The 25,139-nt window shown below is 75.4% G+C and carries 20 protein-coding genes; all 20 read left to right on the forward strand.

The features are described 5' to 3' along the window. Positions 1-27: 27 nt before the first annotated feature. The 20 genes from ACIPLC_RS25115 to ACIPLC_RS25210 all read left to right on the forward strand — a co-directional run bounded on the left by ACIPLC_RS25115 (position 28) and on the right by ACIPLC_RS25210 (position 25,020). Positions 28-3,183, forward strand: a complete 3,156-nt coding sequence (locus ACIPLC_RS25115) for a hypothetical protein (protein ID WP_400475263.1) — start codon at positions 28-30, stop codon at positions 3,181-3,183. After that, on the forward strand, positions 3,180-3,959 hold the full coding sequence (locus ACIPLC_RS25120) for a DUF4255 domain-containing protein (protein ID WP_400475264.1): 780 nt from the start codon (positions 3,180-3,182) through the stop codon (positions 3,957-3,959). The genes ACIPLC_RS25115 and ACIPLC_RS25120 overlap by 4 nt, the downstream gene beginning before the upstream one ends. Beyond that, entirely contained in the window at positions 3,956-6,082 is a 2,127-nt protein-coding gene (locus tag ACIPLC_RS25125; protein ID WP_400475265.1) for an AAA family ATPase, read from the forward strand. Before ACIPLC_RS25120 ends, ACIPLC_RS25125 begins: the two co-directional genes overlap by 4 nt. Positions 6,083-6,309: 227 nt before the next feature. Then, the gene (locus tag ACIPLC_RS25130; protein WP_400475266.1) at positions 6,310-7,851 is read left to right on the forward strand and encodes a phage tail sheath family protein; all 1,542 of its coding nucleotides are present in this window, start codon (positions 6,310-6,312) and stop codon (positions 7,849-7,851) included. 38 nt (positions 7,852-7,889) lie between these two features. Beyond that, complete coding sequence (locus ACIPLC_RS25135) at positions 7,890-8,330, forward strand: phage tail protein (protein ID WP_400475267.1); 441 nt, start codon at positions 7,890-7,892, stop codon at positions 8,328-8,330. Further along, positions 8,327-8,815 (forward strand): hypothetical protein, encoded by a 489-nt coding sequence (locus ACIPLC_RS25140; RefSeq protein ID WP_400475268.1) that lies wholly within the window; start codon positions 8,327-8,329, stop codon positions 8,813-8,815. The genes ACIPLC_RS25135 and ACIPLC_RS25140 overlap by 4 nt, the downstream gene beginning before the upstream one ends. Continuing rightward, positions 8,812-8,970, forward strand: a complete 159-nt coding sequence (locus ACIPLC_RS25145) for a DUF6760 family protein (RefSeq protein ID WP_400475269.1) — start codon at positions 8,812-8,814, stop codon at positions 8,968-8,970. Before ACIPLC_RS25140 ends, ACIPLC_RS25145 begins: the two co-directional genes overlap by 4 nt. Positions 8,971-12,221: 3,251 nt before the next feature. Beyond that, a complete protein-coding gene (locus ACIPLC_RS25150; protein WP_400475270.1) occupies positions 12,222-12,728 on the forward strand; it encodes a hypothetical protein in 507 nt (168 codons plus the stop codon). Positions 12,729-12,787: 59 nt separating this feature from the next. Further along, complete coding sequence (locus ACIPLC_RS25155; RefSeq protein WP_400475271.1) at positions 12,788-13,216, forward strand: phage tail protein; 429 nt, start codon at positions 12,788-12,790, stop codon at positions 13,214-13,216. A 58-nt stretch (positions 13,217-13,274) separates the two neighbouring features. Further along, positions 13,275-13,997, forward strand: coding sequence for a peptidase M23 (locus ACIPLC_RS25160; RefSeq protein ID WP_400475272.1), 723 nt, complete (start codon positions 13,275-13,277; stop codon positions 13,995-13,997). Next, a complete protein-coding gene (locus ACIPLC_RS25165; protein WP_400475273.1) occupies positions 13,994-15,775 on the forward strand; it encodes a VgrG-related protein in 1,782 nt (593 codons plus the stop codon). Before ACIPLC_RS25160 ends, ACIPLC_RS25165 begins: the two co-directional genes overlap by 4 nt. 59 nt (positions 15,776-15,834) lie before the next feature. Continuing rightward, positions 15,835-16,146, forward strand: a complete 312-nt coding sequence (locus tag ACIPLC_RS25170; RefSeq protein ID WP_400475274.1) for a PAAR domain-containing protein — start codon at positions 15,835-15,837, stop codon at positions 16,144-16,146. Further along, positions 16,143-16,598 (forward strand): GPW/gp25 family protein, encoded by a 456-nt coding sequence (locus tag ACIPLC_RS25175; RefSeq protein ID WP_400475275.1) that lies wholly within the window; start codon positions 16,143-16,145, stop codon positions 16,596-16,598. Before ACIPLC_RS25170 ends, ACIPLC_RS25175 begins: the two co-directional genes overlap by 4 nt. Then, positions 16,598-18,559, forward strand: a complete 1,962-nt coding sequence (locus ACIPLC_RS25180) for a putative baseplate assembly protein (protein ID WP_400475276.1) — start codon at positions 16,598-16,600, stop codon at positions 18,557-18,559. The genes ACIPLC_RS25175 and ACIPLC_RS25180 overlap by 1 nt, the downstream gene beginning before the upstream one ends. Next, positions 18,556-19,173 carry a phage tail protein I gene (locus ACIPLC_RS25185; protein ID WP_400475277.1) on the forward strand — a complete coding sequence of 206 codons (618 nt, stop codon included), beginning with the start codon at positions 18,556-18,558 and terminating at the stop codon, positions 19,171-19,173. The genes ACIPLC_RS25180 and ACIPLC_RS25185 overlap by 4 nt, the downstream gene beginning before the upstream one ends. A 3-nt stretch (positions 19,174-19,176) precedes the next feature. Next, positions 19,177-20,376 carry an NADase-type glycan-binding domain-containing protein gene (locus tag ACIPLC_RS25190; protein ID WP_400475278.1) on the forward strand — a complete coding sequence of 400 codons (1,200 nt, stop codon included), beginning with the start codon at positions 19,177-19,179 and terminating at the stop codon, positions 20,374-20,376. Positions 20,377-20,518: 142 nt separating this feature from the next. Next, complete coding sequence (locus ACIPLC_RS25195) at positions 20,519-21,565, forward strand: TIGR03617 family F420-dependent LLM class oxidoreductase (protein WP_400475279.1); 1,047 nt, start codon at positions 20,519-20,521, stop codon at positions 21,563-21,565. Positions 21,566-21,923: 358 nt separating this feature from the next. Further along, positions 21,924-22,289, forward strand: coding sequence for a hypothetical protein (locus tag ACIPLC_RS25200; RefSeq protein WP_400475280.1), 366 nt, complete (start codon positions 21,924-21,926; stop codon positions 22,287-22,289). Continuing rightward, positions 22,286-24,181 (forward strand): GMC family oxidoreductase, encoded by a 1,896-nt coding sequence (locus ACIPLC_RS25205; RefSeq protein ID WP_400475281.1) that lies wholly within the window; start codon positions 22,286-22,288, stop codon positions 24,179-24,181. The genes ACIPLC_RS25200 and ACIPLC_RS25205 overlap by 4 nt, the downstream gene beginning before the upstream one ends. Beyond that, positions 24,178-25,020: a hypothetical protein gene (locus ACIPLC_RS25210; protein ID WP_400475282.1), complete on the forward strand. Its 843-nt coding sequence runs from the start codon at positions 24,178-24,180 to the stop codon at positions 25,018-25,020. Before ACIPLC_RS25205 ends, ACIPLC_RS25210 begins: the two co-directional genes overlap by 4 nt. Positions 25,021-25,139 lie beyond the last annotated feature (119 nt).

A 25,139-nucleotide genomic window follows, 5' to 3' on the forward strand; every position in this document is an offset into this window, starting at 1 on the left:
CGGCGGTCGACGCGAGCCGCCGTCGCGATGTTGCTGTCCCTGGCCGTGGCCGTGGTGACACTGGGCACCGCGAACTCCGACGGCGACGGAAGAGGCGCCGCCCCGGTGGCCGCCGGAGCCTCGGCGGAGAGCGGACGGATCGTCTACGCCGGCACGGGTCACCGCAGCCTGGCCCGGGCGACCGGGCCGACGTCGAGCGCCCCGCTGTTCGGGCCCGGCCCCGTCCACTTCGACACCGAACCCTCGGCGCGCGGTGACCAGTTGGTGTTCACCAGCCTCCGGGACGGCCCGCTGCCCCAGGTCTACCTGCGAGAGGCGTCGGGCGCGGTGCGCCGGCTCACCACCGGCATGGACACCGCGGAGCCGACGCTCACCCCGGACGGCAAGGCCGTCGTGTTCGACGCGGTGGAGCCCGGCGGACGCAACGGGCGGACCCAGCGGGACCTCTGGGTGGTCAACACCGACGGCACCGGGCTGCGCAGGCTGACCGACACCGCGGACTCCGAGGCGCACCCGACGGTCTCGCCCGACGGCAAGTGGGTCGCGTACACCTGCGACGTGGACCCGGCGCACACCCAGGTCTACGTCATGCCGCTGGCCGGCGGTGCGGCGCAACGGATCACCGCGGTGACCGCCGGCAGCGCCGTCGAACCGGCGTGGAACCCGGTGGACGCACCCGACCTCCGCGACCAGATCGTCTACACCTGGGACCAGGGCGGCCAGGCCGGCCCGCAGCTGCGGGTGATCTCGCCCACCGGCACCAACGACCGGGCGTTCTTCCCCGGCATCGGCGGCGACTGGCGGACCAGGTCCGCCGGCTGGCTGCCCGACGGCAGCGGGGTGCTCTTCCTCAGCGCCAACCGGCTCAACGCCGACCCGACGCCGTACGAGAACGTGTACCGCGCCCTGACCTGCTTCTGCGGCGGGGCCGAACTGGAGTTCAGCGAGGACCGCGCCGTCCGGACCCCGGTCTGGCTCGGCCCCCTGAAGGGCGGCGGGCCCGTCGTGGACCGCAACAGCGCCGGCACCCCCAACGTGGCCGACCTGTCGGACATCCGCCCCGACGGAGCCGACCCGCGCGACCTGGGCGTCAGCGTGCTCCGGGAGGACCCGGCCGCCGACACCAACACCGACCCCGGGGTGGACCCGCTGTTCGACCCCCGCCCCGGCTACGACCCGTGGGCCGAACGGCAGACCTACACGCCGGACGGCCGGGGGATCGTGGTGACCCGCTTCGAGGACTCGCCCGCCGGCCGGATCGAACGGATCTGGCAGACCGGCGCCGACGGCTCCGACCCGCGCCCGATGAACCTCGCCGGGCGCGGGCCGAAGGACTGGGACACCGACCCGGCCCTCTCACCCGACGGCCGCCTGATGGCCTTCACCCGGACCTCGCCCGGCGGCGTCGGGGCGGCCTCCGGTCCCGGGCGGGTGCTGATCGCGAACGTGGCGACCGGCGCGATCGTCGGCACCGTCGAGCCGACCAACGACCAGCCGGCCGCCTCCATGGCCCAACCCTCCTGGTCCCCGGACGGCAAACTGATCGCCTACACCAGGACCGAGGTCATCAACGGCAACGGCGGCAACAAGCACGTGTGGACCGTGCCCGCCGACGCCCTCGACCGGCCGACCGACCTCAGCCGCGCGGCCTGCCCGGGCGCCTGCGACGTCATCGACGACAGCCCCGCGTTCTCGCCCGACGGCCGGCGCGTCGCCTTCAACCGCAAGGGCGGCGACGGCGGGCTCAACCAGCAGAACGGAGTCCTCGTCACCTCGACCACCGGCGACGACTGCACGGTGGTCCTGCCCGCCGGGCTGCGCCAGGACCGGAACGCCTGCCGCCGCCCGCTGCCGGACACCTCCACCACCGGCCCGTTCCAGCCCCGCGACGTCGCCTGGACGGCGGACGGCGGGCAGCTGGTGCTGACCTCCCGCCGGGCCCTGCCGGTGAACTCGCCGGAGCAGATGTCGAGCTACGACTTCGCGACCGACCGGCTCACCCCCGTCAACAGCAGGCTGCCGGGGCGGCAGAAGGAGCCGAGCGTCCAGCAGTCCGTCGACCTGGCGCTGAGCTCGCCGGCCGGCACGACCCCGGTGCCGGTCGGGGGCTCCACCACCGTGGACATCACCGTCACCAACCACGGCCCGGCTCCCTCGCCCGGCACCGTGTTCACCGCGTCGGTGCCGGCGGGCGCCCGGCTCACCGGGCTGAAGGCCTCGGTCGGCACCTGCGCCGCCGACGCCCTCCGGTGCGAACTCGGCACCCTGGCCCCGGGCGCGGTCGTCCGGGTGACGGCCACCGTCGCCGGCACCGTGGCCGGCGACCAGCGGTTCGGCTGGTGGGTCACCGGGGCGGTGGTCGACCCGAAGCCCGAGGACAACACCGGGCAGACGGTCGTACCCGTCGTGGCCGCGTCGCCGTCCCCGACTCCGACCGCCTCGCCCTCGCCGTCCCCGTCCCCGCCCGTCTCCTCACCGCCGGCCCCGCCACCGCCGCCCGCCCCGGCCCCCGCGCCGCAGCCGGCGCCGCCCGCGCCGAAGGCCGGACCGGCCGTGACGGTCGGCGCCCAGCCGAACCCCGGCTACGTCGGCGGCCGGGTCACCGTCACCTACACCGTGCGCAACGACGGCCAGGCCCTCGCCACCGGACTGCGCGTCTCGCTCGGCCTGCCCGCCGGCGTCCCCACCGGGCCGCTGCCACCCGGCTGCACCGGCGGCGTCTGCGACGTGGCCGACCTGCCCCCGGGTGGCAGCGCCGTCGTCCAGGTGGTGCTCGCCCCCGAGGCGACCCTGGACACCACCATCACCTCCGTCCTGACCACCACCGGCACCGACGCCAACCCGGGCGACCACGTCTCCCGGACCCGGCTGCGCATCCTGCAGCCCCGGATCGTCGCGGTGCCGCCGATCGGCAAGCCCGGCTTCGTGACGTCCGTCCGCGGCGTCGACTTCCCGCCGGGCACGCCGGTGACCTTCACCTGGACGCCCGGCATCACCGCCCTCGCGGCGCCCACCATCCCCAAGGCCGACGGCACCTTCGCGGGCCAGTTGCTCATCCTCCCCAAGGACGAGACCGGCCCGCGGACCATCACCGCGAGCGGCCCCGGCTTCTCCCCGGTGACCACGCCCTTCCTCGTGGTGGTCGGCAGCGTCGGCCCGCCGGGGGAGGTGCAGCGCCGGTGATCCACGAGGTCGACGAGGCGCTGCGGCTGCTGCTCGTCGAGAGCGGCCTGCAGGAACGCGGGATCGAGCTGGTCTTCGACTCGCCCACCCGGGACTGGGCCGCCCGGCGCAACGCCCCCACGGTCAGCGTCTTCCTCTACGGCATCCGCGAGGACGTGACCCGCCGCCAGGCCGGCGCCGCCGAGCAGCACGACGCCGACGGCGTGGTGGTGGCCTGGCGCAGCGCACCCCGCTGGTTCGAGCTGGCCTACCTGGTGACGGCGTGGACCAACCGGGCCCAGGACGAGCACCGGCTGCTGTCGGAGGTGCTCCGCTGCCTGACGGCCACGGACGCGCTGCCCGCCCGCCTGCTCACCGGCACGCTCGCCGAACTCGGGCTCACCGTCGGCCTGGAGACCGCCGGGCGCGGCGAGGGCATGCCGTCGGTGTCCGACGTGTGGTCGGCCCTCGGCGGTGAGCTGAAACCCTCGATCGACCTCAGGGTGCTCGCCCCGTTGTCCGGCCAGCGCGCCCCGGCGGGGCCCCCGGTCACCGACGGGCTCGTGCTGCGGGCCGTCGACAAGGGTGACAAGGGCAACCCGGACGGCCTGGACGGCCCGGACGACCTGGACGACCCGGACGGCACGGACGACCCGGATGGCACGGGCGCCTCGGGCGAGCTGGGCCGCCGACTGCGCTACGAGGGCGCCACGGACCCCGGTGCGGACGGCTTCGCGGCGCCCCGGGAACGCCGGCTGCCGCCCGGCCGCCGTCGGCGCGGCGGCGCGCCGCGATGACCCTCGACCTGGAGCCGGCGGCCGCCATCGGGCCCGCCGCCGACCTGGACGACCTGTGGGAGCGGCTGCGCCGCCTCGAAGAGCGGATCCGGTCCGCCGTCCGCGAGCGCCGGGCCGACGACCCGGACCCGGACGACCCGTACCGGGGCCAGTACCTCACCCCGGAGGCGGCGGAGCGGATCCTCGCGGCGCCCGCCGCCTCGGGCCGGGCCGGTGCCGCCCTCGGGGAACCGCCGCCGCCACCGCCCGGATCGAGGACCGAACGGCTCGTCGACGGCTTCGGACTGCTCCCGGTGGACCTCGAACTCCTGCTGGTGGCACTCGCCCCCGACCTCGACACCCGCTTCGAACGGCTCTACGGCTACCTCAACGACGACCTGACCCTGCGCCGGCCGACGATCGGGCTCGCGCTCGAACTGTGCGGCCGGTCCGGGGCGGGCGCGGGCCGGTTCCGCTTCTCCACCCAGGCCCCACTGATCGCCGGCGGCCTCCTGGAGATCACCGAACCGGAGCGTCCGCTGCTCTCCCGGGGCCTGCGCCTGCCCGACCGGGTGACGGCCCATCTGCTCGGCTCGGACGAACCCGACGGCGCGCTGCGCGGACTGGTCCGGGTCGGCCGGGCCGGCGCCGGCACCCCGCCGCAGGCCGCGCGCCGCCTGCGCGCCACCGTGGCCAACGGCGGCGGACTGGTGCACCTGCTGGACCGGGGCGGCAACGCCGGACGGCTCGCGGTCGACGCCCTCGCGGGCCTCGGCCGCCGGGCCCTGGTCGTCGACGTCGCCGTGCTCGCCGCCCGCCCCCCGGACGCCGTGGTGCGGGCGCTCGCCCGGGAGGCGCGGTTGAGCGGCAGCGGTGTGGTGCTGGGCCCGCTGGAGCGGCTCGAACCCGAACGCCCGGAGCGGGCCGGGCTGTTGCGCGAGCTGTGCGCGGAACTCGCCGAGGTGCCGCTGCTCGTGCACGGGTCGCGCCCGTGGGATCCGACCTGGGCGCAGGAGAGCCCGGTGGTGCTCGTGGCCCCGCCGCTGGACCCGGCGCAGCGCGCAGAGCGCTGGGCGCACGCGCTGGGCGGGGCTTCGGGCGATCCTGCGGGCGAGCCTTCGGAAGGCCCGCACGAGGGCGTGCTCGGCCCCGGGTTGGCCGAGGCCGTCGCCCCGTACCAGTTGGACGAGGACCAGGTGACCCGGGCCGCCGGGGTCGCGACCAGGACGGCCGCCGCCGAACACCGCCCGGTGACCGCCGACGACCTGCGGGCCGCCGTACGGGCGCAGAACGGGGCGGGGCTCGCCCGCCTCGCCCGCCGGATCGAGCCCGCCGTCGGGTGGGACGACCTGGTGCTGCCCGAGCCCACCGCGCGCCAGCTGCACGAGCTCGCGCTGCGCGCCAGGCACCGCGACCAGGTGCTCGGCCAGTGGCGGATGCGGCCGGGCGGCGGGCGCGGGCGCGGGGTGATCGCGCTGTTCGCGGGGGAGTCCGGCACCGGCAAGACCATGTCGGCCGAGGTGGTCGCCGCGGAACTAGGCATGGAGCTGTACGTCGTGGACCTGTCCACCGTCGTGGACAAGTACATCGGCGAGACCGAGAAGAACCTGGAGCGGATCTTCACCGAGGCCTCGCAGGTGAACGGCGTCCTGCTGTTCGACGAGGCCGACGCCATCTTCGGCAAGCGGTCGCAGGTCAAGGACGCCCACGACCGCCACGCCAACGTGGAGTCGGCGTACCTGTTGCAGCGGATGGAGTCCTTCGACGGGATCGCCGTGCTGACGACCAACCTGCGCGCCAACCTCGACGAGGCGTTCACCCGAAGGCTGGACGTCATCGCGGAGTTCCCGGTGCCGGACGAGGAACAGCGGCACGCCCTGTGGGAGCGCTGCCTGGGCCCGCGGATCCCCCGCGGTGACGACCTCGACCTGGCCTTCTGCGCACGGCACTTCGAACTCGCCGGCGGCTCCATCCGGGCCTGCGCGGTGACGGCGGCCTACCTGGCCGCCGAGACGGGCCGGCCGCTGGGCATGGCGGAGCTGGTGTTCGCGGTCGAGCGGGAGTACCGCAAGCTCGGCCGGCTGGTCCTGGAGAGCGAGTTCGGGCCGTGGTCGCGCGCCGCCGGGGACGCCGGGCGGGCCTGAGCGCGCGGGCGGGCGACCACTGCGCCGCGGACCGGCGACCACCGGCCGACGGCGGCCGGCGACCGACCGGCGACCGACCGGCGACCGACCGGCGACCAGTGGGCCCCTGCCGGGGTGCCCGCCGGGGCAGCGGCTTTGCCCCTGGTCCGGGACCTGGGGACATGTCGCGGGAGGCGGCCCGGCAGCAGACTCGGTGGCGACTGATCGGCCACCCCGAAGGAGCGAGCATGCCGTCGTACCTCACCCCGGGCGTGTACGTGGAGGAGGTCCAGTCCGGTGCCCGGCCGATCGAGGGCGTCGGCACAGCCGTCGCCGCTCTGGTCGGCTTCGCCGAGACCGGCCCCTTCCACGAGCCCACCCTGGTGACCAACTGGGACCAGTACGTCCAGCAGTTCGGCGGCTTCTCCGAAGGCACCTATCTGCCCCACGCCGTGTACGGCTTCTTCGCCAACGGCGGCGGCGCCGTCTACGTCGTCCGGATCGGCCAGCCCGGCGGTGCGGCGGCCGGCGGCAGGCCGGAGGCCGTCCGACCGGTGCCCGCGCCCACCGCCCACGCCGGCTTCCTGTTCTCGGCCCTGCCCGGCGCGGGCGGCGACCTGTCCGTCGAGATCGCCGACGTCGAGGGGGAGAACGTCCCCGACGACCGGTTCCGGCTGGTGGTCCGCAAGGGCGCCGAGGTCGTCGAGACGTACGAGGTCTCGACCCGCAAGAACACCAAGGGCTACGTCGTCACCCAGCTGCGCGAGTCCAAGCTCGTCGCGGTCAGCGAGCAGCCGGGCACCGCGCCGAGCCGCCCGGAGCGCCAGACGCTCGCCCTCGCCGCCCCCGCGACCGGGCCGATCGCGCCCGCCGGCACCCGGCTGAGCCCCGCCGAGTACGTCGGTGACGCCGCGGCCAGGACCGGGTTCTCCGGCCTGGAGGCGATCGACGAGATCACCATGGTCGCGGTGCCCGACCTGATGAGCGCCTTCCAGCGCGGGGACATCGACGCCGAGGGCGTCCGGACCGTCCAACTCGCGGTGATGTCGCACTGCGAGCAGATGGGCGACCGGATCGCCGTCCTGGACGCCCCGCCCGGGCTGAGCGCCCAGCAGGTGCGCAACTGGCGCAACAACGAGGCGGGCTTCGACTCCCGCTACGCGGCCCTGTACTACCCGTGGATCAAGGTGTTCGACCCGGCGACCGGCCGCAACACGATGGTCCCCCCGAGCGGTCACGCCGCCGGGGTGTGGGCGCGCAGCGACGCCGAACGCGGCGTGCACAAGGCGCCGGCCAACGAGGTCATCCGCGGCGCGGTGGACCTGGAGATCCGCCTCAGCAAGGGCGAGCAGGACCTGCTGAACCCCATCGGCGTCAACTGCGTGCGGGCCTTCCCCGGGCGCGGCATCCGGATCTGGGGCGCCCGGACCCTCTCCTCGGACCCGGCGTGGCGCTACCTCAACGTGCGGCGGCTCTTCAACTACCTGGAGGAGTCCATCCTCCTGGGGACCCAGTGGGTGGTGTTCGAGCCCAACGACGACCGGCTGTGGTCCAGCATCCGCCGCAACATCACGGCGTTCCTGACCGAGGAGTGGCGACGCGGGGCACTGTTCGGCGCCACGGCCGCGGAGGCCTTCTACGTCAAGTGCGACCGCGAGAACAATCCGCAGGAGTCCATCGACCTCGGGCAGGTGGTGTGCGAGATCGGGGTCGCTCCGGTGAAGCCCGCCGAGTTCGTGGTGTTCCGGCTGTCCCAGTTCTCCGACAGCACGAGCCTCGTCAACGAGTGACCAGCAGGCCAGCACAGACCGGAAGGTGACAGGAAGTCATGGCAGAAGGCGATCCGCTCTCCACACACATATTCGGCGTCCAGCTCGGCGGCTACAACGTCGAGTCGGTCAAGGAGGTCAGCAACCTGACCGTCGACCAGGACGTCGTCGAGTACAAGCAGGTGACCCAGCAGGGCAAGCTGATCGTTCGCAAGCAGCCCGGCGCGCGGCTGCCGGGCGAGGTGACGATCACCCGCGGGCTCGACAAGAGCGGGGCGTTCACCAAGTGGATCAACGAGACGCTCAACAACGGCGCGATCAACACCGCGCGGCAGAACCTCACCATCGAGGTCAAGGACACCACCGGCGCCACCCTCCGGCGGATCCAGCTGATGAACGCCTGGGCCAGCCGGTGGGAGGGCCCCACCCTCACCGCCGGTGAATCCAGCGCCGCGTCCGAGACGGTGACCATCGTGTTCGAGGAGATCCACGTCGAATGAGGCGACGGATCAGCCTTGACGAACTCCTGGAGCAGGCCCCGGCACCGTCCCCCGCTGCGACCCCGGCCCCGCAGGCCGCCGCGCCGCAGCGGGGACGGGGCCCCCAGGGGCACGGACTGCACACGGAGTTCGAGTTCGAGCTCCCGCGCGGGTACCTCGACGACGAGGGCACCCTGCACCGCCACGGCGCCATGCGCCTGGCCACCGCGCGGGACGAACTGATGCCCCAGATCGACCTGCGGGTCAAGGAGAATCCGGCGTACCTGAGCGTGGTGCTGCTCAGCCACGTGATCACCCGGCTCGGCACCGTCACCGACGTGCACGCCGGCGTCGTCGAGCAGATGTACGCCACCGACGTCGCGTTCCTCCAGGACTTCTACCAGCGGATCAACAGCGAGGGCCACACCCGCGCCGCGGTGACCTGCCCGCACTGCGACGGCTCCTTCGAAGTCGACCTCGCTGGTGGGCGCCTGGGGGAATCGTGACGTACGCGACCACCCGGCTGTACGAGGAGATCGCGTACATCGCCTACCACTTCCACTGGCAGCGGGAGGACATCCTCGACCTCTCCCACCACGAACGCCGTGCGTGGGTGCGGGAGATCGCGCGGATCAACACCCGCGTCAACGAAGGCGGGTGAACGGGATGGGGATCCGGGACCGGTTCGGACGCCGGAAGGCCGGCCGTCCGGGCGAGGTGGGCGCTCCCGGTGCTTCGGGCGCCCCGGGTGTCTCGGGCGGCACGCGTGACGCGGCCCCGGCGCCCCGGGCCGACGTGCCCACTGCGGACGGCGGCTGGCGCGCGGTCGCGCCCCTGGCCCCGACCCTCGCGGGGGCGGCGGCCGGGGTCAGCGACGGCCTGCGGTTCCGGTCCCGGCTCGCCTCCTGGCAGAACCCCTCGCTGACCGGTGCGCTCGGGCACGCGGTCCTGCCGTCCGCCCCGGCGGGCATCCTGCGGGCGGTGGCTCGGCCCCTCGGCCCGGCGGCTTCCGCCGGGGCGGACGGGCCCGCGCTGTCGTACGCCGCACCGGCGGTGGCGTCGTCGGCTCCGGCTCCGGTTTCGGCTTCGGCTCCGGCTTCGATGGAGGACGGGCCGAGCGAGGCGGGTGGGCCCGGGCAGGCGCGGCAGGTGCAGAGGTCCGGCGCCGTGGTGCGACGGCTGCCCGTACGGGCGGTGACCGCCGAGGGCGGCGCCGTCCCGGCTGCCCCGGAGGCCGCCCACGGCTCCGAGACGCCGTCTGCCGGGCCGACCCGGCCGGTCCCGCCGCGCCGCATCGGAAAGCCGCTGACCGTCGCACCGCGCCCCCGGTCGCTGCCGTCGCGCGCGGTGGCCGTGATCCCGCCCCGGCCCGTGCAACGTTCCGAGGGCGCGAGGCTGGCGGAGCGTTCCGAAAGCGCGGCGCCGGTGGATCGGCCCGAGGGCGCGAAGCCGGTGGAGCGTTCCGAGGGCGCGGCGCCGGTGGATCGGCCCGGGGGCGCGAAGCCGGCAGAACGTTCCGCCGCCGTCGTGCCGCCCGTGGCGGAGCCGGGTGTCAGCGTGCAGCCGGCCGGGACCTCCGAGCCGGCGCCGGTGCGGCCGGCCAGTACCCCGACCCCGCGCGCCGGCAACGCCGTGCAGCGCTCCGCGACGGGAGGCGCCGCACCGCGCCGACCCGTCCTCGGGGCCCCGCTGACCTCGCTGCCCGCCAGCGCCTCGCCACGGCTCAACGCCGACGGCGCGGCAGGCCCCGGCCCTGGGCACGGACCCGGGCACGGGCACGGGCCGATGCCGATCGTCTCCCCGCCCGCGCACCCGCCCGCGCACCCGGCCGCTCCGGCGGGGAGCGGGCCGGCCGGCGCGGAGCCGTCCGCACCGGGCAGCCCGGTGCACCCGGCCCGCCCCGACACCGGTCGGCGCGGGGACACCCCCGTGCAGCGCGCCGCTCAGACCGGCGGCGGCCCGACCGCCGCGCAGCGCGGCGCACAGCCGCGCGCCGAATCCTCCAACGCGCGTACGCACGGGGGCCTGGGCGCGCCGCTGACCGCGCTGCCGCCGACGGCGGGTGCGGCACCCGGAGCACGGGCCGCCCGCGCGGCCGACGGTCGGCGCGGCCCCGTCCGGCGGGTCATGACCCCGGGCCACGGCGCCCCCGCGACTCCCGACACCCCTGCGACTCCCGGCTCCCCCGCTCCGTCCGCGCCGTCGCAGTCGGCCGGCCGAAGTACGGTGACCCCGAGCCGGGAAGGCGCCCCTCGGGCGGCGGCCACTGCCGCCGCCGAGCCGGGTGCCACGGCAGTCCAGCGTGCGACTGCGCCCGGCGGGCAGAGCGCTGACACGAGCGGACAGGTCGGCCCCACCGCGCCTGGTCCCGCCGTAGGGCCGCAGCCGTCCTCCGGGACGGCACCGCAGGACGCGGCCCGCCGCACCCGAGGCGCCGGTAGTACCGGTGGTAGCAGTGGCACGAGTGGCACGGGTGGCGCCCGGAACGTGCGGTCGGCCGCTTCGCTGGGCGAGCACGGCCCGCTGGTCGTGGCCCGCTCGCCGATCGGCGGCACCGCCGTACGTCCGGTGGCCGCGCCCGGCCACCGCACGCTCGGCCTGCTCGGCGAGCGCCGCCTGGCGTCCACGCTCGCCGCACCGGCGGCGGTGCCCACACCGGGGCCCGGCCCCGTGCCTGCGCCCGCCCCACCTGTCGTCAGGGCCGCCTGGCCGCAGGAGCCGCCCGCGCGCGCCGAAGGTCCCTCGGCCCCGGAACCGGCGACACCCGTGAGCTGGCGGCACCGGGCCGCCGCCGTTCTGCGGCTCCCCCGACGTGCACAGACGAGTCGGCCCGAGGCCGCGCGCCCGGCGGCAGCGGCGGACCCGGACGGCACCGGACCGGCGGTGCGGGGTGCGCGGGGTTCGGCGGTCGGCGGGTCTGCCGGGTCTGCCGGTTCTGGTGCGGTCGGGCGTTCCGCTGCTGTGAGGCGTTCGAGTGTGCAGCGTTCGGTGACCGGCGGCGCCGGGCCGTCGGAGCCGGATGCGCGGCCGTCGGAGCCGGTCGGCTCGGTGGCGCGGACGTTGCGGCCGTCAGGGCGCGGTGGTGCCGCTGCGGGGCGTCCGAGCGTGCAGCGTTCGGCATCCGATGGCTCTGGTCCGGTGGCCGCCGGTCCTGGCACCGGCCGCTCGGTGAAGGCGGATACGCGGTCGTCGGAGCACGGCGGTCCTCCTGCGGGGCGGGCGGGTGTGCAACATTCGACGACGGCCGGGGGCCCTCGTGCGGAGGCGTCGGCCGGGCGACCTGTGGTGCCCGCCTTCGCCCCTGCCGGGCGGGTGCGGCGCGGGGAGACTCCCGTGCCGCCGGTGGTCGTGGAGCGTGGCGGTCACGGTCCGGCGGTGCGGCGTTCCGTCGCCGGCGGCCCGAGCTCCGTCGAACCGGGCGTCCGGTCGGCGGAGCCGCGAGGCGCTGCGGTGCCGATCGTGGCTCCCGTTGGTCGGGTGCGGCGCGGGGAGCGTCCAGCACCCCCGGCCGGCGTGGTCGATGGCGGCCCGGCGGCTGTGGGCGCCTCCCGTGCCGGGCGCGCTGTGAGCGTGCAGCGGTCGGCGTCCGCCGGCCCCGTTGTCGCCGGCCCGGCCGCTGGCCTTGCCGCTGCCGCTGCCGCTGCCGCTGTGGCTGCCGCCGGCCCTGGTCCTACCCCTGGCCCGGCCGAACCGTCCGTTCGACCGGCGTCCTCCGAAGGTGCGTCGGCGCCTGCCACAGTCCCCGCCGGTCGCGGGGGCCGTCCTGCGTCGGTGCCGGCCTCCTCCGGTGGCCGTGCTCCGAGCGTGCCGCTGGTGCGCCTCACGCCGCCGAGGGCCCTGGCGTCCCCGGCGGTCCCGGGGGTGATCCAGCGGCTGCCGGTCGCCGGTCGCGCCGGTCACGTTGGCCCCGCCGTGCCCGCGTCCGCGACGCCGCCGCTGCCGAGCGGCGGCACCCGGGTGCCGGGCGTCGCGGACGGCGGCCTCGGTGGGCCGGGGGCGGGCGGCGATTCGCCGCTGCGCACCGGTTCGTGGTCGTGGACCGCGCCGTCCCTGGGCGGCGCGGGATCGTCTTCCGCGCCGACCGGGCCGACCGGGCCGACCGGGCCGTCCACGCCGTCGCGGCCGTCGGCGGAGACGGCACGGGTGCTGCAACGGGTGGCGGAGCAGGCGGGTCTGTCCGGGGTGCCGTTGACCGCCGTACCGGCCCGCACCCCGGTGACCGTCCAGACCGCCTCGTCCCCGCCGCCGACCGCGGCCCCGCCCCCGCAGCCGGGCGGCGGGTCGTCGACCGGGTCCCCGTCGGGGGCCGACCTCGACGAACTGGCCCGGCGCCTGATCGAGCCCGTCGGACGGCTGCTGCGCGCCGAACTGCGCAGGGGAAGGGAGCGCGCCGGGCGGCCGTACGACGGCCGCCGCTGAGCGCTCAGGGCGCGGCGGGCAGACGGGCAGCGGTAGGCGGGCAGGCGACGGAGGCAGGAATGACCGACAACATCTTCGCGACGAGCGTGTTCTTCAGGCTCACGATCGGCGGCAACGACCTGGGGGAGTTCACGACGTGCTCGGGGCTGGGTGCCGAGGTCGAGATCCATCAGTACGCCGAGGGCGGCAACAACGGCTTCTCCTGGCAACTGCCGGGCCGCATCACCTGGTCGAACATCACGCTCACCCGCGCGGTCACCGCGGACACCGCCAAGATCGCGCGCTGGCTGGACGAGACCGTACGGCGGGTCCAGCCCAAGAACGGCGAAATCGTGGCCCTGCGGCCCGATTTGAGCCCCATCGTCAGGTGGCAGGTGCTCGGTATCGTGCCCGTCCGCTGGCAGGGCCCGTCGTTCGACCCGGCGAGCTCGCAGGTGGCGATGGAGTCCCTGGAGATCGCCCACGTCGGTCTGCGCCCGTCATCGTGACGGCGCGTCGCACCCGGCGCAGGCCACCCATCGGACGACGAACGGAAGGAGGTGCGGGATGTCCTCAGTGGTCCCCGCGAGTGTCACCCGGGCCCAACTGGCCATCATGGAGCCCCCGGCGACGGTCGGAGCGCAGCCCGGCGGGGTGATCGCGCGGCTCCCGCTCCAGTTCAACCCGTCGAGCCTGGTGCTGCGGAAGTCCTCGGAGTGGCGCCGCACCCCGTCCCGGATGGCCGCCGAGTCCGCGTTGCCCGAGTTCGTCGGCAGCGGGCCCCGCTCGCTGTCCATGGAGGTGTTCCTCGATGCGACGGCGACCCATGACGACTCCGTGGAGAAGGCGGTGGAGCAACTGATGACGGCCTGTGTCCCGACTCCGGCCAGCCTGGCGCGCAAGAAGCCGGCGAGCCCGTGGATCCGGCTGGACTGGGGCACGTCGTCGACGACCTCGTTCAACGGGGTGCTGACCGGTCTTCAGGTCACCTACTCGCTCTTCGACGTCGACGGCAAGCCGCTGCGGGCCACCTGCTCGTTCACCATCGACGAGGCCAGTGTCGACACGCCGGGCCAGAACCCGACCTCCGGCTCGATGGAGGCGCGCAGCACCCACCGGGTGATCGCGGGCGACAGCCTGCCGCTGCTCGCCTGGCGCGAGTACGGCGACGCGACGGCGTGGCGCACCATCGCGGAGGCCAACGACATCGACGATCCGATGGTGCTCGTCCCCGGGGTGGAACTGATCGTGCCGGGGATCGACGAGCCCACCCGAGGCGGGCGGTCATGACCACTCCCGAGGCGCGCGGCGGCCGTTCCTTCGCCGCGGATCCGATCGTCGAGGCGCCCGGCCCGCTGCCGCCGGTCTGGGCGGCCCAGCTGGTCTCCTGCGACATCGAGGAGAGCGTGGGCCTGCCCGACACCGCCGTGCTGATGTTCCGCGACGCGGACCACACCTTCCTCTCCGCGACCGGGGTCACCATCGGCACCCGGCTGCGGGTCTCCGTGATGACGGTGCAGGGCAACGCGCAGGTGCGGCTGTTCACCGGCGAGGTGACGGCGCTGGAGCTGGACGTGGACACCACCGGCTCGTTCACCGTGGTGCGGGCGTCCGCCATCACCCACCGGCTGATGCGCGGGCGCCGGGTGAAGGCGTTCCGCAACATGTCGACGGCGGACGTCGTCCGCCAGGTCGCCGCGGGCGCCGGGCTCGGCTGCGGCCGGGTCGACGCGTTCCCCGTGGTCCACGAGCAGCTGTCGCAGGCCAACGTCTCGGACTGGGAGTTCCTCCAGTACCTGGCGCAGGAGAGCGGCGCGCAGGTGCGGGCGGACGACGAGGGGCTGCTGGAGTTCGTCAAGCCCGAGCAGGCCTCCTCGGCCCCGGCCCCCTCGACGCCCGCTCCGCAGAACCCGATGGTCCTGGAGTACGGCCGCAACCTGCTGGAGCTGCGCGGCGTGCTGACGGGTGGCGGCGGGGCGGACACGGTCGAGGTGCGCGGCTGGAACGTTCTCACCAAGAAGGCCCTGGTCGCCACGGAGCCGTCGGTGGCCAGCGAGACGGTGCGGCCCGGGATGAGCCCGTCGACGGTGGCCGCCGCCTTCGCCGGACGGGCGCGGATGACCGTCACCGACACCCCGTACCGCACGCAGGCGGAGACGGCGGCCGCGGCCGGGTCGGTGGCCGCCTCGGTGGCCGCCGGGTTCGGCGAGTTGGAGGCGGTCGTCGAGGGCAACCCGAAGCTGCGGGCGGGCGTTCCGGTCGCCCTGGGCAACGTCGGCGCCGCCTTCTCCGGCCGCTACACGGCCACCGCGGTGCGCCACCTGCTGGAGCCCTACCGCGGCTACCGGACCACCGTCGTGGTCAGCGCGGCGCCGGACCGCTCCCTCGCGGGGCTGGTCACCGGGGGCAACGCGGTCCCGCGCGGGCCGCGGATGCCCGGTCTGGCCATCGCCGTGGTCACCGACGTCCGGGAGCCCGGGGGCGCGCAACGCGGCTGGGTGCGGCTGAAGTTCCCGTGGCTGGACGACACCTACGTCTCCGACTGGGTGCGTACCGTCCAGTGGGGCGGGCAGGGCGGCGGCGGAGTGTTCAGCCCCGAGGTGAACGATGAGGTGCTGGTCGGCTTCGAACAGGGCTGCCTGGACAGCCCGTACGTGCTGGGCGGCCTCTACAACGGCGTCGACAAGCCCTCGCCGCACGAGGTGCCGCTGGTCGACCCGGCCGGCGGGAAGGTCAACCGCCGTTCGCTGGTCTCCCGTTCGGGCCACCGTCTGGAGCTGCTGGACGTGCCGGGCGGCCAGTCCGGCGTCCGGCTGGCCAGCGGGGACCGGAAGCTGGAGGTGCGGCTGGACGAGCAGCGCGGTGAGATCGTCCTGACCGTCTTCGGCGCGGCCGGTGCGGCGGCGGCGAGTTCGGTGCGGCTGTCCTCCACCGGCATCACCATCGACGCCGGCGCCGGGGCGGTGAACCTGCGCGGCGGATCGGTGAACGTCACCGGCCGCACCGAGGTCACCGTGGACGGCGGCGCGCTGGCGGTGCTCAAGGCGGCCCTCGTGCGCATCAACTGACTCGCCGTCATCGACACTGCCCCTCCGGCCCCCTCGAACCACCCGATAGGAGAACGCAGATGCCCCCCGCAGCCCGGATGGGTGACACCACCAGCGACGGCGGTGCCATCACCACCCCGCCACCAGGCGCCCTCGCGGCGGAGACCGTGCTGATCGGAGGCCGCCCGGCCGCCGTCACCGGCAGCCTGCACGTGTGCGTGCCGCACGTGGAACTCGGGCCCGGCAACGTCGTCATGCCCAGCCCCAAGGCGGCGGCCGGCGGCCTGGTCCTGATCGGGGGGCTGCCCGCGGCGCGGGTGGGGGACCAGACGGCCTGCGGCGCGAAGATCGTGACCGGCGCGTTCAACGTGCTGATCGGAGGGGTCGCGTGAGCGGCTTCATCGGCCGTGGTTGGGCCTTCCCGCTGCGGGTGAACGCCACCGGCGGCATCGGCATGGTGGACCGGGACCGGGAGATCGAGGAGGCCATCCGGCTGATCCTCGGCACCGCCCCCGGGGAACGGCCGATGCGCCCGGAGTTCGGCTGCGGCATCCACGAGTACGTGTTCGCGCCGAGCGACGGCGGCACCGCGGGCCGGATCGCGCGCGAGGTGCGCACCGCACTGGACCGCTGGGAGCCCCGCATCGAGGTGGACGACGTCGTGATCGCCTTCGACACCGTCGACGACGGCACGCTCTACATCGACGTCCACTACACCGTGCGGTCCACCAACGACCGCCGCAACCTGGTCTTCCCCTTCTACACCATCCCGAGCTCGCCGGACGCCCCGGAGGTCCAGGACACCCCGGGCGCCCTGGGCGCCGTGACCGGGGGAGTGAGCTGATGGCGCTGCCCTCCCCGAACCTGGACGACCGCCGGTTCCAGCAACTCGTCGACGAGGCCAAGCGGTTCGTCCAGCAGCGGGCCCCGGAGTGGACCGACCACAACGTGTCCGACCCCGGGGTCACCCTGATCGAGACCTTCGCGTACATGGTGGACCAACTGCTCTACCGGCTGAACCGGGTGCCGGAGAAGAACTACTCCGCCTTCCTCGACCTGCTGGGCGTGCGGCTCTTCCCGCCGGCCGCGGCGACCGCGGAGGTCGACTTCTGGCTGTCGGCCCCGCAGCCCGAAACGGTTCTGCTGCGGGCGGGCACCGAGGTGTCCACGCTGCGGACCGAGACCGAGGAGGCGGTGGTGTTCTCCACCGTCGAGGACCTGCCCGTCGTCCCCAGCTCCCTCGACCGGCTGGTCACCGTCTCCGCCGCGGGGGAGCAGACCGACGCCACGGCGCGGCTGGCCGACGGCGTGGACGTGCCGTGCTTCCAGCCGCGCCCCCAGGTCGGGGACGCCATGCTGTTCGCGCTGCCGGCCGTCGTGCCGCGCTGCATCCTCGTCGTCCGGCTGGACAGCCGGGTCGAGGGCGTCGGCGTCGACCCGCGCCAGCCCCCGCTGGCCTGGGAGGTGTGGGACGGCGCGCGGTGGATCGCCTGCGAGACCGGCTCCGACACCACCGGCGGCCTCAACCGGCCCGGCGAGGTGGTGGTGTTCGTGCCCGCCGGGCAGGTCGCCTCGGTGGTCGCCGGGCGCCGGGCGGGCTGGCTGCGCTGCCGGGTGGCCGCGCCGGAGCCGGGCCAGCCGTTCTACGCGGAGTCCCCGACGATCCGCCGCGCGGAGGTGTTCACGGTCGGCGGCACCGCGACCGTCGTGCACGCCCAGACCGTGACCGACGCACCGCTCGGCACCTCGGAGGGCGTCGCGGGCCAGCGCTTCCGGCTCGCCAGGCCGCCCGTCCTGCTCGACGGCGGGCCCCCGGTGGTCGAGGTCGCGGCCGGCGAGGGCTGGGAGCGGTGGACGGCCGTCGAGCACTTCGGCGACTCGGCGCCGACCGACCGGCACGTGGTGATCGACGCGACCACGGGCGAGTTCGCGTTCCCGCCCGCCGTCCGGGAACCCGACGGCGGCCTGCGCGCCTTCGGCGCGGTGCCGCCCAAGGGGGCGCACCTGCGGGTACCGCACTACCGCACGGGCGGCGGCACCGCCGGGAACGTCGCCCGGGCGACGATCACGGTGCTGCGCAGCTCCGTCCCGTACGTGGCCAGGGTCGACAACCGCGAGGCGGCCCGGGGCGGGGTCGACGGCGAGACGGTGGAGAACGCCAAGGTGCGCGCCCCCCACCTGCTGCGCCTCCAGGAACGGGCCGTCACCGCCGGGGACTTCGAGCTGATCGCCCGGCAGGCCGCCCCCTCGGCGGCCCGGGTGCGCTGCGCGCCGGCCGTCGCCGGGGAGGCGGGCGCGGTGCGGGTGCTGGTGGTCCCCGACGCGGTCGCGGACGAGGGCGACCGCCTGCGGTTCGAGCAGCTGATCCCCGGCGAGCAGGTGCTGTCGGCCATCGCGGCGGCCCTGGACGAGCGACGGCTCGTCGGCACCCGGCTCGTCGTCCAACCCCCCGACTACCAGGGGGTGACGGTGGTCGCCCGGCTCGCGACCCGCTCCCCGGACGGCGACCGGGTCCGGGAGGCGGCGCTCGCGGCCCTGTTCCGGCACCTCAACCCGCTGCGCGGCGGCGCCGACGGAAGGGGCTGGCCGTTCGGCCGGGCCGTGCAGTACGGGGAGGTGTTCGCGGTGCTCCAGCAGGTGGCCGGGGTCACGGCGGTCGAGGAGCTGCGGCTCTTCCCGGCGGACCCGATCACCGGGCGCCGGGGCGCACCCGCCGAACGGGTCGACGTCGCCCCGGACGCGCTGGTCTTCTCCCACCAGCACCAGGTCGTGGTCGCCGCGCTCCCGGCGGACGGTCCGCGATGAGCAGAGCGGCCGTCCCCGGGCTGCCCAGCCCGCATCCGATCGGCGAGCTCCTGCCCGCGCTCTACGCCGAGGACGACTTCGCCCAGCGGTTCACCGCCGGCCTGGACACCGTCCTCGCCCCGGTCTTCGCCACCCTGGACAACCTGCCCGCCTACTTCCAACCACGCCTGGCCCCGGCCGACTTCGTCGGCTGGCTGGCGGACTGGGTCGCCGTCGAGGCCGACCAGGCCTGGCCGGAGGAGGTCCGCCGCGCCGTGGTCGGCCGCGCGGTCGAACTGCACCGGTGGCGGGGCACCCGGCGGGGGCTCCGGGAACGGCTGCGGCTGATCCTCGGCGTCGGCGCGCAGATCGTGGACGGCGGCGGGGTGGCCTGGTCCACCACCCCGGGCGCGGAGTTGCCGCCCGCGCCCTCCGGGGAACTGCTGGTGCGGGTCTGGCCCGAGCGCACCCCGACGGTGGACGAGGAGCAGGTGCTGGCGGTCGTCCGGGCGTCCTGCCCGGTCCACCTCACCTGCCGGGTGGAGGTCCTGCCCGGTCCACCTGGTCCATCCGGTCCACCTGATCCACCTGCTTCACCTGGTCCACTCGGTCCACTCGGTGCGGAAGAGAGCTGAGCGATGCGTACGTGTCCCGAGTGCGGAGTGGCCAACGAGGACGGGGACGACTTCTGCGGCAACTGCGGTGCCTACCTCGGCTGGTCGGGGACGGCTGCCGCCACCTCTGCGGCTCCCGCCTCCGCGGCTCCCACCTCTGCCGCCGCCCCGCCTGCCGCCGCTGCCCAGCCTGCTGCTGCCCCGCCCGCCGCCGCTGCCCGCGCGGAACCGCCCGCGCGGCCGTCCTCGGCGCCCGCCGCACGGCCCGCCGCACGGCCAGCCGAGCCGCCCGCCGCACGGCCAGCCGAGCCGGCGAGGCCGTCCGCCGCCGCGCCCGCCGCGGTGCCCGCGCCTACCCCCGCAGCTGCCCCCGCCCCCGAGGTGCCGCCGGTCCGCCCCCGGGCGGTGCCGCCGCAGCAGCCCGAGGCCGCCCGGCCGCCGGTGGCGGACCCGGTGGCGGTGCAGCCCGCGAAGCCCGTCGCGCCCCGCCCGATCGTCCGCCCGGCAGCGGCCGACGAGGCCCAGGTCGGCCCGCCCTGCCCCCGGTGCGGCACGCCCAACCGGCCCGACCGGAAGTTCTGCCGGCGCTGCGCGGAGCCGCTGACCCCCGCCGAACCCGTGGCGGCCCTGCCGTGGTGGCGCACCCGCTGGCCGTTCCGGCGCCGCGTGCGCATCGGCGGCTCCGGCAACACCCTGCGCCGGATGATCGCGCTGCTCGTGCTGGCGGCGCTGGTGGTCGCGGGGGTGCTGTTCTACCCGGAGGGCCGGAACCTCTACGAGGACGTGCTGGACAAGCTCCGCAACGCCTCGGCGATCACCCCCACCGGGGCGTCGGCGAGTGCGGAGGTCGAGGGCCATCCCGCGAAACTGGCCGTCGACGGGCTGAGCAACACCTACTGGGGGGCGCCGAACGTCGGGGACTCGATCAGCTTCCCCTTCGCCCGCCCGTTCCGGCTGGTGGACGTCATCGTCCACACCGGCGCCTCCACCGACCAGCAGCAGTTCCTGAAGCAGGCACGGCCCACCGCCCTGGACCTCCAGATGACGACCTCGGACGGAAAGGTGCACGAGCAGAAGGTGACCCTGAACGACAAATCGGGCCCGCAGACCGTGCTGACCGGCGTCAGCGACGTCGTGAAGGTGACGCTGGTCGTCCGCGCCGCCGCCGGGACGGGGCCCGGAACCTCGATCGCGCTGGCCGAGGTGGAGTTCTTCAAACGCTGACCGGCGGGCTGCGCAGGTCGGTCCTGTCCTCCGGGTCACGCCGGGCGCCGAGCCGGCGTGACCCGGAGGGGAGGGTCGGACCCGGGTGCCGGCGTGGGAGGCTACCCGGGTACCGCCGCAGCCCGCGCCCAGGAGCACCGCCATGCACCGACCCCCCGCCTTCCGTCTCGACGCCACCGCCTCCGGGCACCCGGCGGGGATCCTCGACGCCGCCGAGCGGGCCGAACGCCGGGGCATGGACCGCCTGGTGGTCGCCGAGACCGCGTACGACCCGTTCCTCCAGCTGGCCCGCGCCGCCGACCGGACCGAGCGGATCGAGCTGGCCACCGGCATCGCGGTGGCCTTCGCCCGTACTCCGATGACGCTCGCCTACCAGGCCTGGGGGCTGCACGCGGCCTCCGGCGGACGGGCCGTCATCGGGCTGGGCTCGCAGGTCAAGCCGCACATCGAGAAGCGCTTCGGGATGCCCTGGGACCGGCCGGCCGCGCGGATGCGCGAGTACGTGCACGCGGTGCGGGCGATCTGGCACAGCTGGCAGACCGGCGAACGGCTGCGCTTCCGGGGCGAGTTCTACACCCACACGGTGATGACGCCGGTCTTCTCGCCCGACCCCGTCCCCGCCGGGGTGCCGAGGATCCTGCTGGCCGGCGTCGGGCCGCTGATGACCCGTACGGCCGGGGCGGTGGCCGACGGGTTCCTCAGTCACCCGTTCTCGTCGCCCGCCTACCTGGCCGAGCAGGTGCTGCCCGCCCTGGCCGGGGCCCGGGCGCAGGCCGAGGCCGAGGGTGCCCCGTGGACGGCGCGGCCGTTCGAGATCGCCGGCAGCGTGCTGACCGCCACCGGCCGGACCGAGGAGGAGCTGGCGGCCAACCGGGCCGGGGTGCGGGAGCGGCTGGCGTTCTACGCCTCCACCTCGGCCTACCGCCCGGTGCTGGCCCAGCACGGGTGGGAGGGGCTCCAGGAGGAACTGCACACCCACTCGGTGCGCGGCCGCTGGGCGGAGATGGCCGCGCTGATCGACGACGAGGTGTTCGACGCCTTCGCGGTGTCCGGCCCGGTCGAGGACGTCGCCCGCGAGCTGACCCGCCGGTACGCGGGCCTGGTCACACGGCTGTCCGTGAGCCTGCCGGAGGAGGCGGACCCGGAGCTGGGCCTCGACGTCCTGGAGGCCGTCCGCGCACTCGGCTGACCGGTGGCGGCCTCACCGGTCGTCACCCGACCCCGCCGTCTGCCCTCCCGTGCCCTCCTGTGCCCTCCCGTGCCCTCCTGTGCCCTCCTGTGCCCTCCCGTGCCCTCCTGTGCCCTCCCGTGCCCTCCCGAGCCCTTTCGTCCCGCCGCGCGTCCGACCGGAAGCGGCCGCCGATCGAACGTGGTAGGTGATCAATCGGGCATGAGGCAGTCAAGTCCGGGCAGATTCGGGCAACGGGTTCCCGGTGGTGACGGCGGGCGGCAGGATCGCGCTGGCTGACCGTGACGGGCCGCCGACTCCATCCGTCCCACGGTCTGTCATGTCTTGGCCACCCTTCGACGACCATGGGGGTGCCCGCGTGTCCGTGCCAGACGACCATCCTGCCGTTGACTGCCTCGCCGAGTTCGGGGCGTCCGACGACCTCGCCGACTTCGACGAGTTCCTGCGCGTCTGCGCCGAACTGACCGGCTTCGACGAATCCGAGCTGCGCGCCACCGGCATGGCGCACGAGCACCACCGCACCACCCTGGCCCACCGGGTCCGGGACGACCACGCCCTGGTCCACCTCTGGTACGTCGGCGCCTGGCCGGGCGAGACCCCCAGTTCCGCCCACGCCTACGACCAGGGCCTGGCCTGGCGGACCTTCCGTGCCGACCCGCCCGGCACCGCCGCCCCCGGCCACGGCAGCTGGGCCGAGGCGCCCCGAGGCGGCGAGGACCAGTGACCGCCCGCTGGGACGCCGTCGTGGTCGGCGCCGGCTTCGCCGGGACACTGGTCGCCCACCGCCTCGGCGCGCAGGGCTGGCGGGTCCTCGTCCTCGAAGCCGGCCGGGCCGCACCCACCGGGCCCGAGACCGCCGCCGCCTTCCGCGCGGCCGGCGGCGGCCCGCCCACCTCGCCCTACCCGCACAACCCCGACGCCCCGTCCCCCGACGTCACCGACCTCGCCGGGCTCCCCGGCGGCGGCTTCACCGCCACCGGACACCTCCGGCAGTACGGCCCGCTGCCCTACGCCAGCGGCTACCTGCGGGCCAACGGCGGCACCGGACTGCTCTGGACCGGCCTCACCCCGCGCATGCACCCCGAGGACTTCCGCACCGGCGACCTCGGCCGCGGCCGCAACTGGCCGATCGGCTACCACGACCTGGAGCCGTACTACCGCGCCGCCGAACACGAACTCGGTGTCGCCGCCGACGCCGGGGAGCAGCGCCGCGCCGTCGGCCTGCCGATCCCGGACGACTACGCCTTCCCCATGCGGTCCATCCCGGCCAGTCACCTGGACCGCAAGCTCGCCCACGCCCTCGACGGCCGGACCGTCCACGACCCCGCCATGTCCGACCCCGCCCGGCTCGCCGTCACCGGCACCCCGCACGCCCGCAACGGCCTGCCCACCCGGCCCGGCGACACCTTCGGTCCGCCCTGCGCGGGCAGCGCCAGTTGCGTCCCGGTCTGCCCGACCGGCGCCAAGTACACGCCGCTGCGCACCCAGGCCCGCTGGGCGCCCTGCGTCGAACTGCGGACCGGGGCCGTGGTCGCCCGGGTGCTCGCCGACCCGGTGACCGGGCGCGCCACCGGGGTGGAGTACCTGGCCGGCGGCACGGCCCACCGGGTGGACGCGGACCTGGTCGTCCTCGCCGCGCACGCCGTCGAGAACGCCCGGCTGCTGCTCCTGTCCGGCCTGGCCAACCGCAGCGACCAGGTGGGCCGCAACCTGATGGACCACCCGGCGCTGCTCACCTGGGGGCTCATGCCGGGCCAGGTCGGCCCCTACCGGGGGCCCGGCTCCACCAGCGGCCTGGAGGCCTTCCGCTTCGGCCCGGCCCGCGCCCGCCGGGCCCCGTTCCGGATCGAGATCGGCAACTGGGGCTGGTCCTGGGCCGGCGGCGCCCCCGAGGCGGAGACCGCCGCACTGCTGGCCGCCGGGCTGCGCGGCAAGGAACTGCGGGCACGCCTCGGCGACCGGCTCGGCCGTCAGTTCTCGTTCCAGTTCGAACTGGAGCAGCCCGCCGACCCGGCCAACCGGGTCACCCTCGACCCGGACCGGCGCGATCCGCTCGGCCTCCCCGGCCCGGCCATCCGCTACGACCTCGACGAGTACGTCCGCGCGGGCATGGTCTCGGCCCGGGCCGTCTCCGACCAGTTGTTCGTGCTGCTCGGCGCCGAGGACCACACCGCCTACCCGGCCGGTCCGCAGTGGCCGGGCCGCCTCGAGCACCGGGGAGTCGCCTACGGCTACCGGGGCGCGGGCCACGCCGGCGGTACCCACGTCATGGGCGACTCGCCCGCCACCTCCGTCGTCGACCACTGGCAGCGCTGCTGGGACCACCCGAACCTGTACGCCGTCGGCTGCGGCTCGATGCCCTCGCTCGGCACCTCCAACCCCTCGCTCACCATGGCGGCCCTCGCCCTGCGCAGCGCCGACCGGATCCACCAGGACCTGCTGGACCTGCGCCACCCGCTGCCCGCCGGCACCCGGCTGCCGTCCCCTGCTGCCCCCCGTTCGCCTGCCTCCCCTTCGCCCGAAGCCAGTTCGTCCGCCCCCAGTTCGTCCGCCCCCAGTTCGTCCGCCCCCAGTTCGTCCGCCTCCCCTTCGCCCGTCCTCCCGGAGACACCATGACCGGCCTGCCGCTCCCGCCCGTACCGGAGCCGTACCACCTGCCCTTCCACTACGGCGCGCTGCACAACATCGGCGTCGACTACCTGGTCCAGCCCGAGCGGGCGCGCGAGCTGCTCGGCAAACGCCACCCCGGCCTGACCGCGGCCGTGTTCGACGGCGGGGCCTGCGTGTCCCTCAACTACCAGCTGTACTTCGCCCAGTACCCGAACGGCGGTGGCATCACCGAGGAGCTGGAGATCAATCTGGTCGCCCACCCGGTGTTCGCCGGGGACCGCCTGCCGGTCCTCAACTACGGCCAGTACGCCCGGGGTTACGATCAGACCAAGCTGCTCGGCATCGCCCGTCTGCACGTCCTGTGCGACAACCCGCTCGCCATCGACGCCGGGCGCCGCCTGTACGCCGAGCCCAAGCACCCCGGCTGGTTCGAGACCGCGCTGCCCTCGCTCAACGCCCCCGCCGTGCGCGAGCGCTGGTCGGTCTCCTGCCGCCGGGCCACGATCGGGCCGGACGGGCTGCGCCGCCACGACGAGCAGCTCCTGGCCCTCGACGTGAACTTGATCGGCCTCACCGCCGAATCCGTCAACAACACCCCGATCACCGGCTACGGCACCGACGACGAGGGCAAGCTGCTCGCCGGCCCGCTCAACGTCTACCACCCGTACCGCTACTACGCCCTGGACGACCGCACCGCCGACCGCGTCCGGCTGGACCTCGGCAACCCCGCCGAGGAGTCCGCCCGCGACCTCGCCCACCTGCTCGCCGACGCCCCGGCCGCCGGGGTCTGGACCTACCAGTCCCCGCCGGTCGCCGCTCACAACCGCGCCTACTACGTCCGGTGACGCCCACGCGCGGGTAGGCGGGTTCACCGAACCGGCGGCGCCATCCTCCGTGTACCCCCGACCGCCCCGGCGCGGTCGGGGGCGTGTGCGTGAGTGTTCACTGACAAGGGTAGCCTTGC

It is taken from the genome of Kitasatospora sp. NPDC086801, from assembly GCF_044745805.1.
Classification (GTDB): domain Bacteria; phylum Actinomycetota; class Actinomycetes; order Streptomycetales; family Streptomycetaceae; genus Kitasatospora.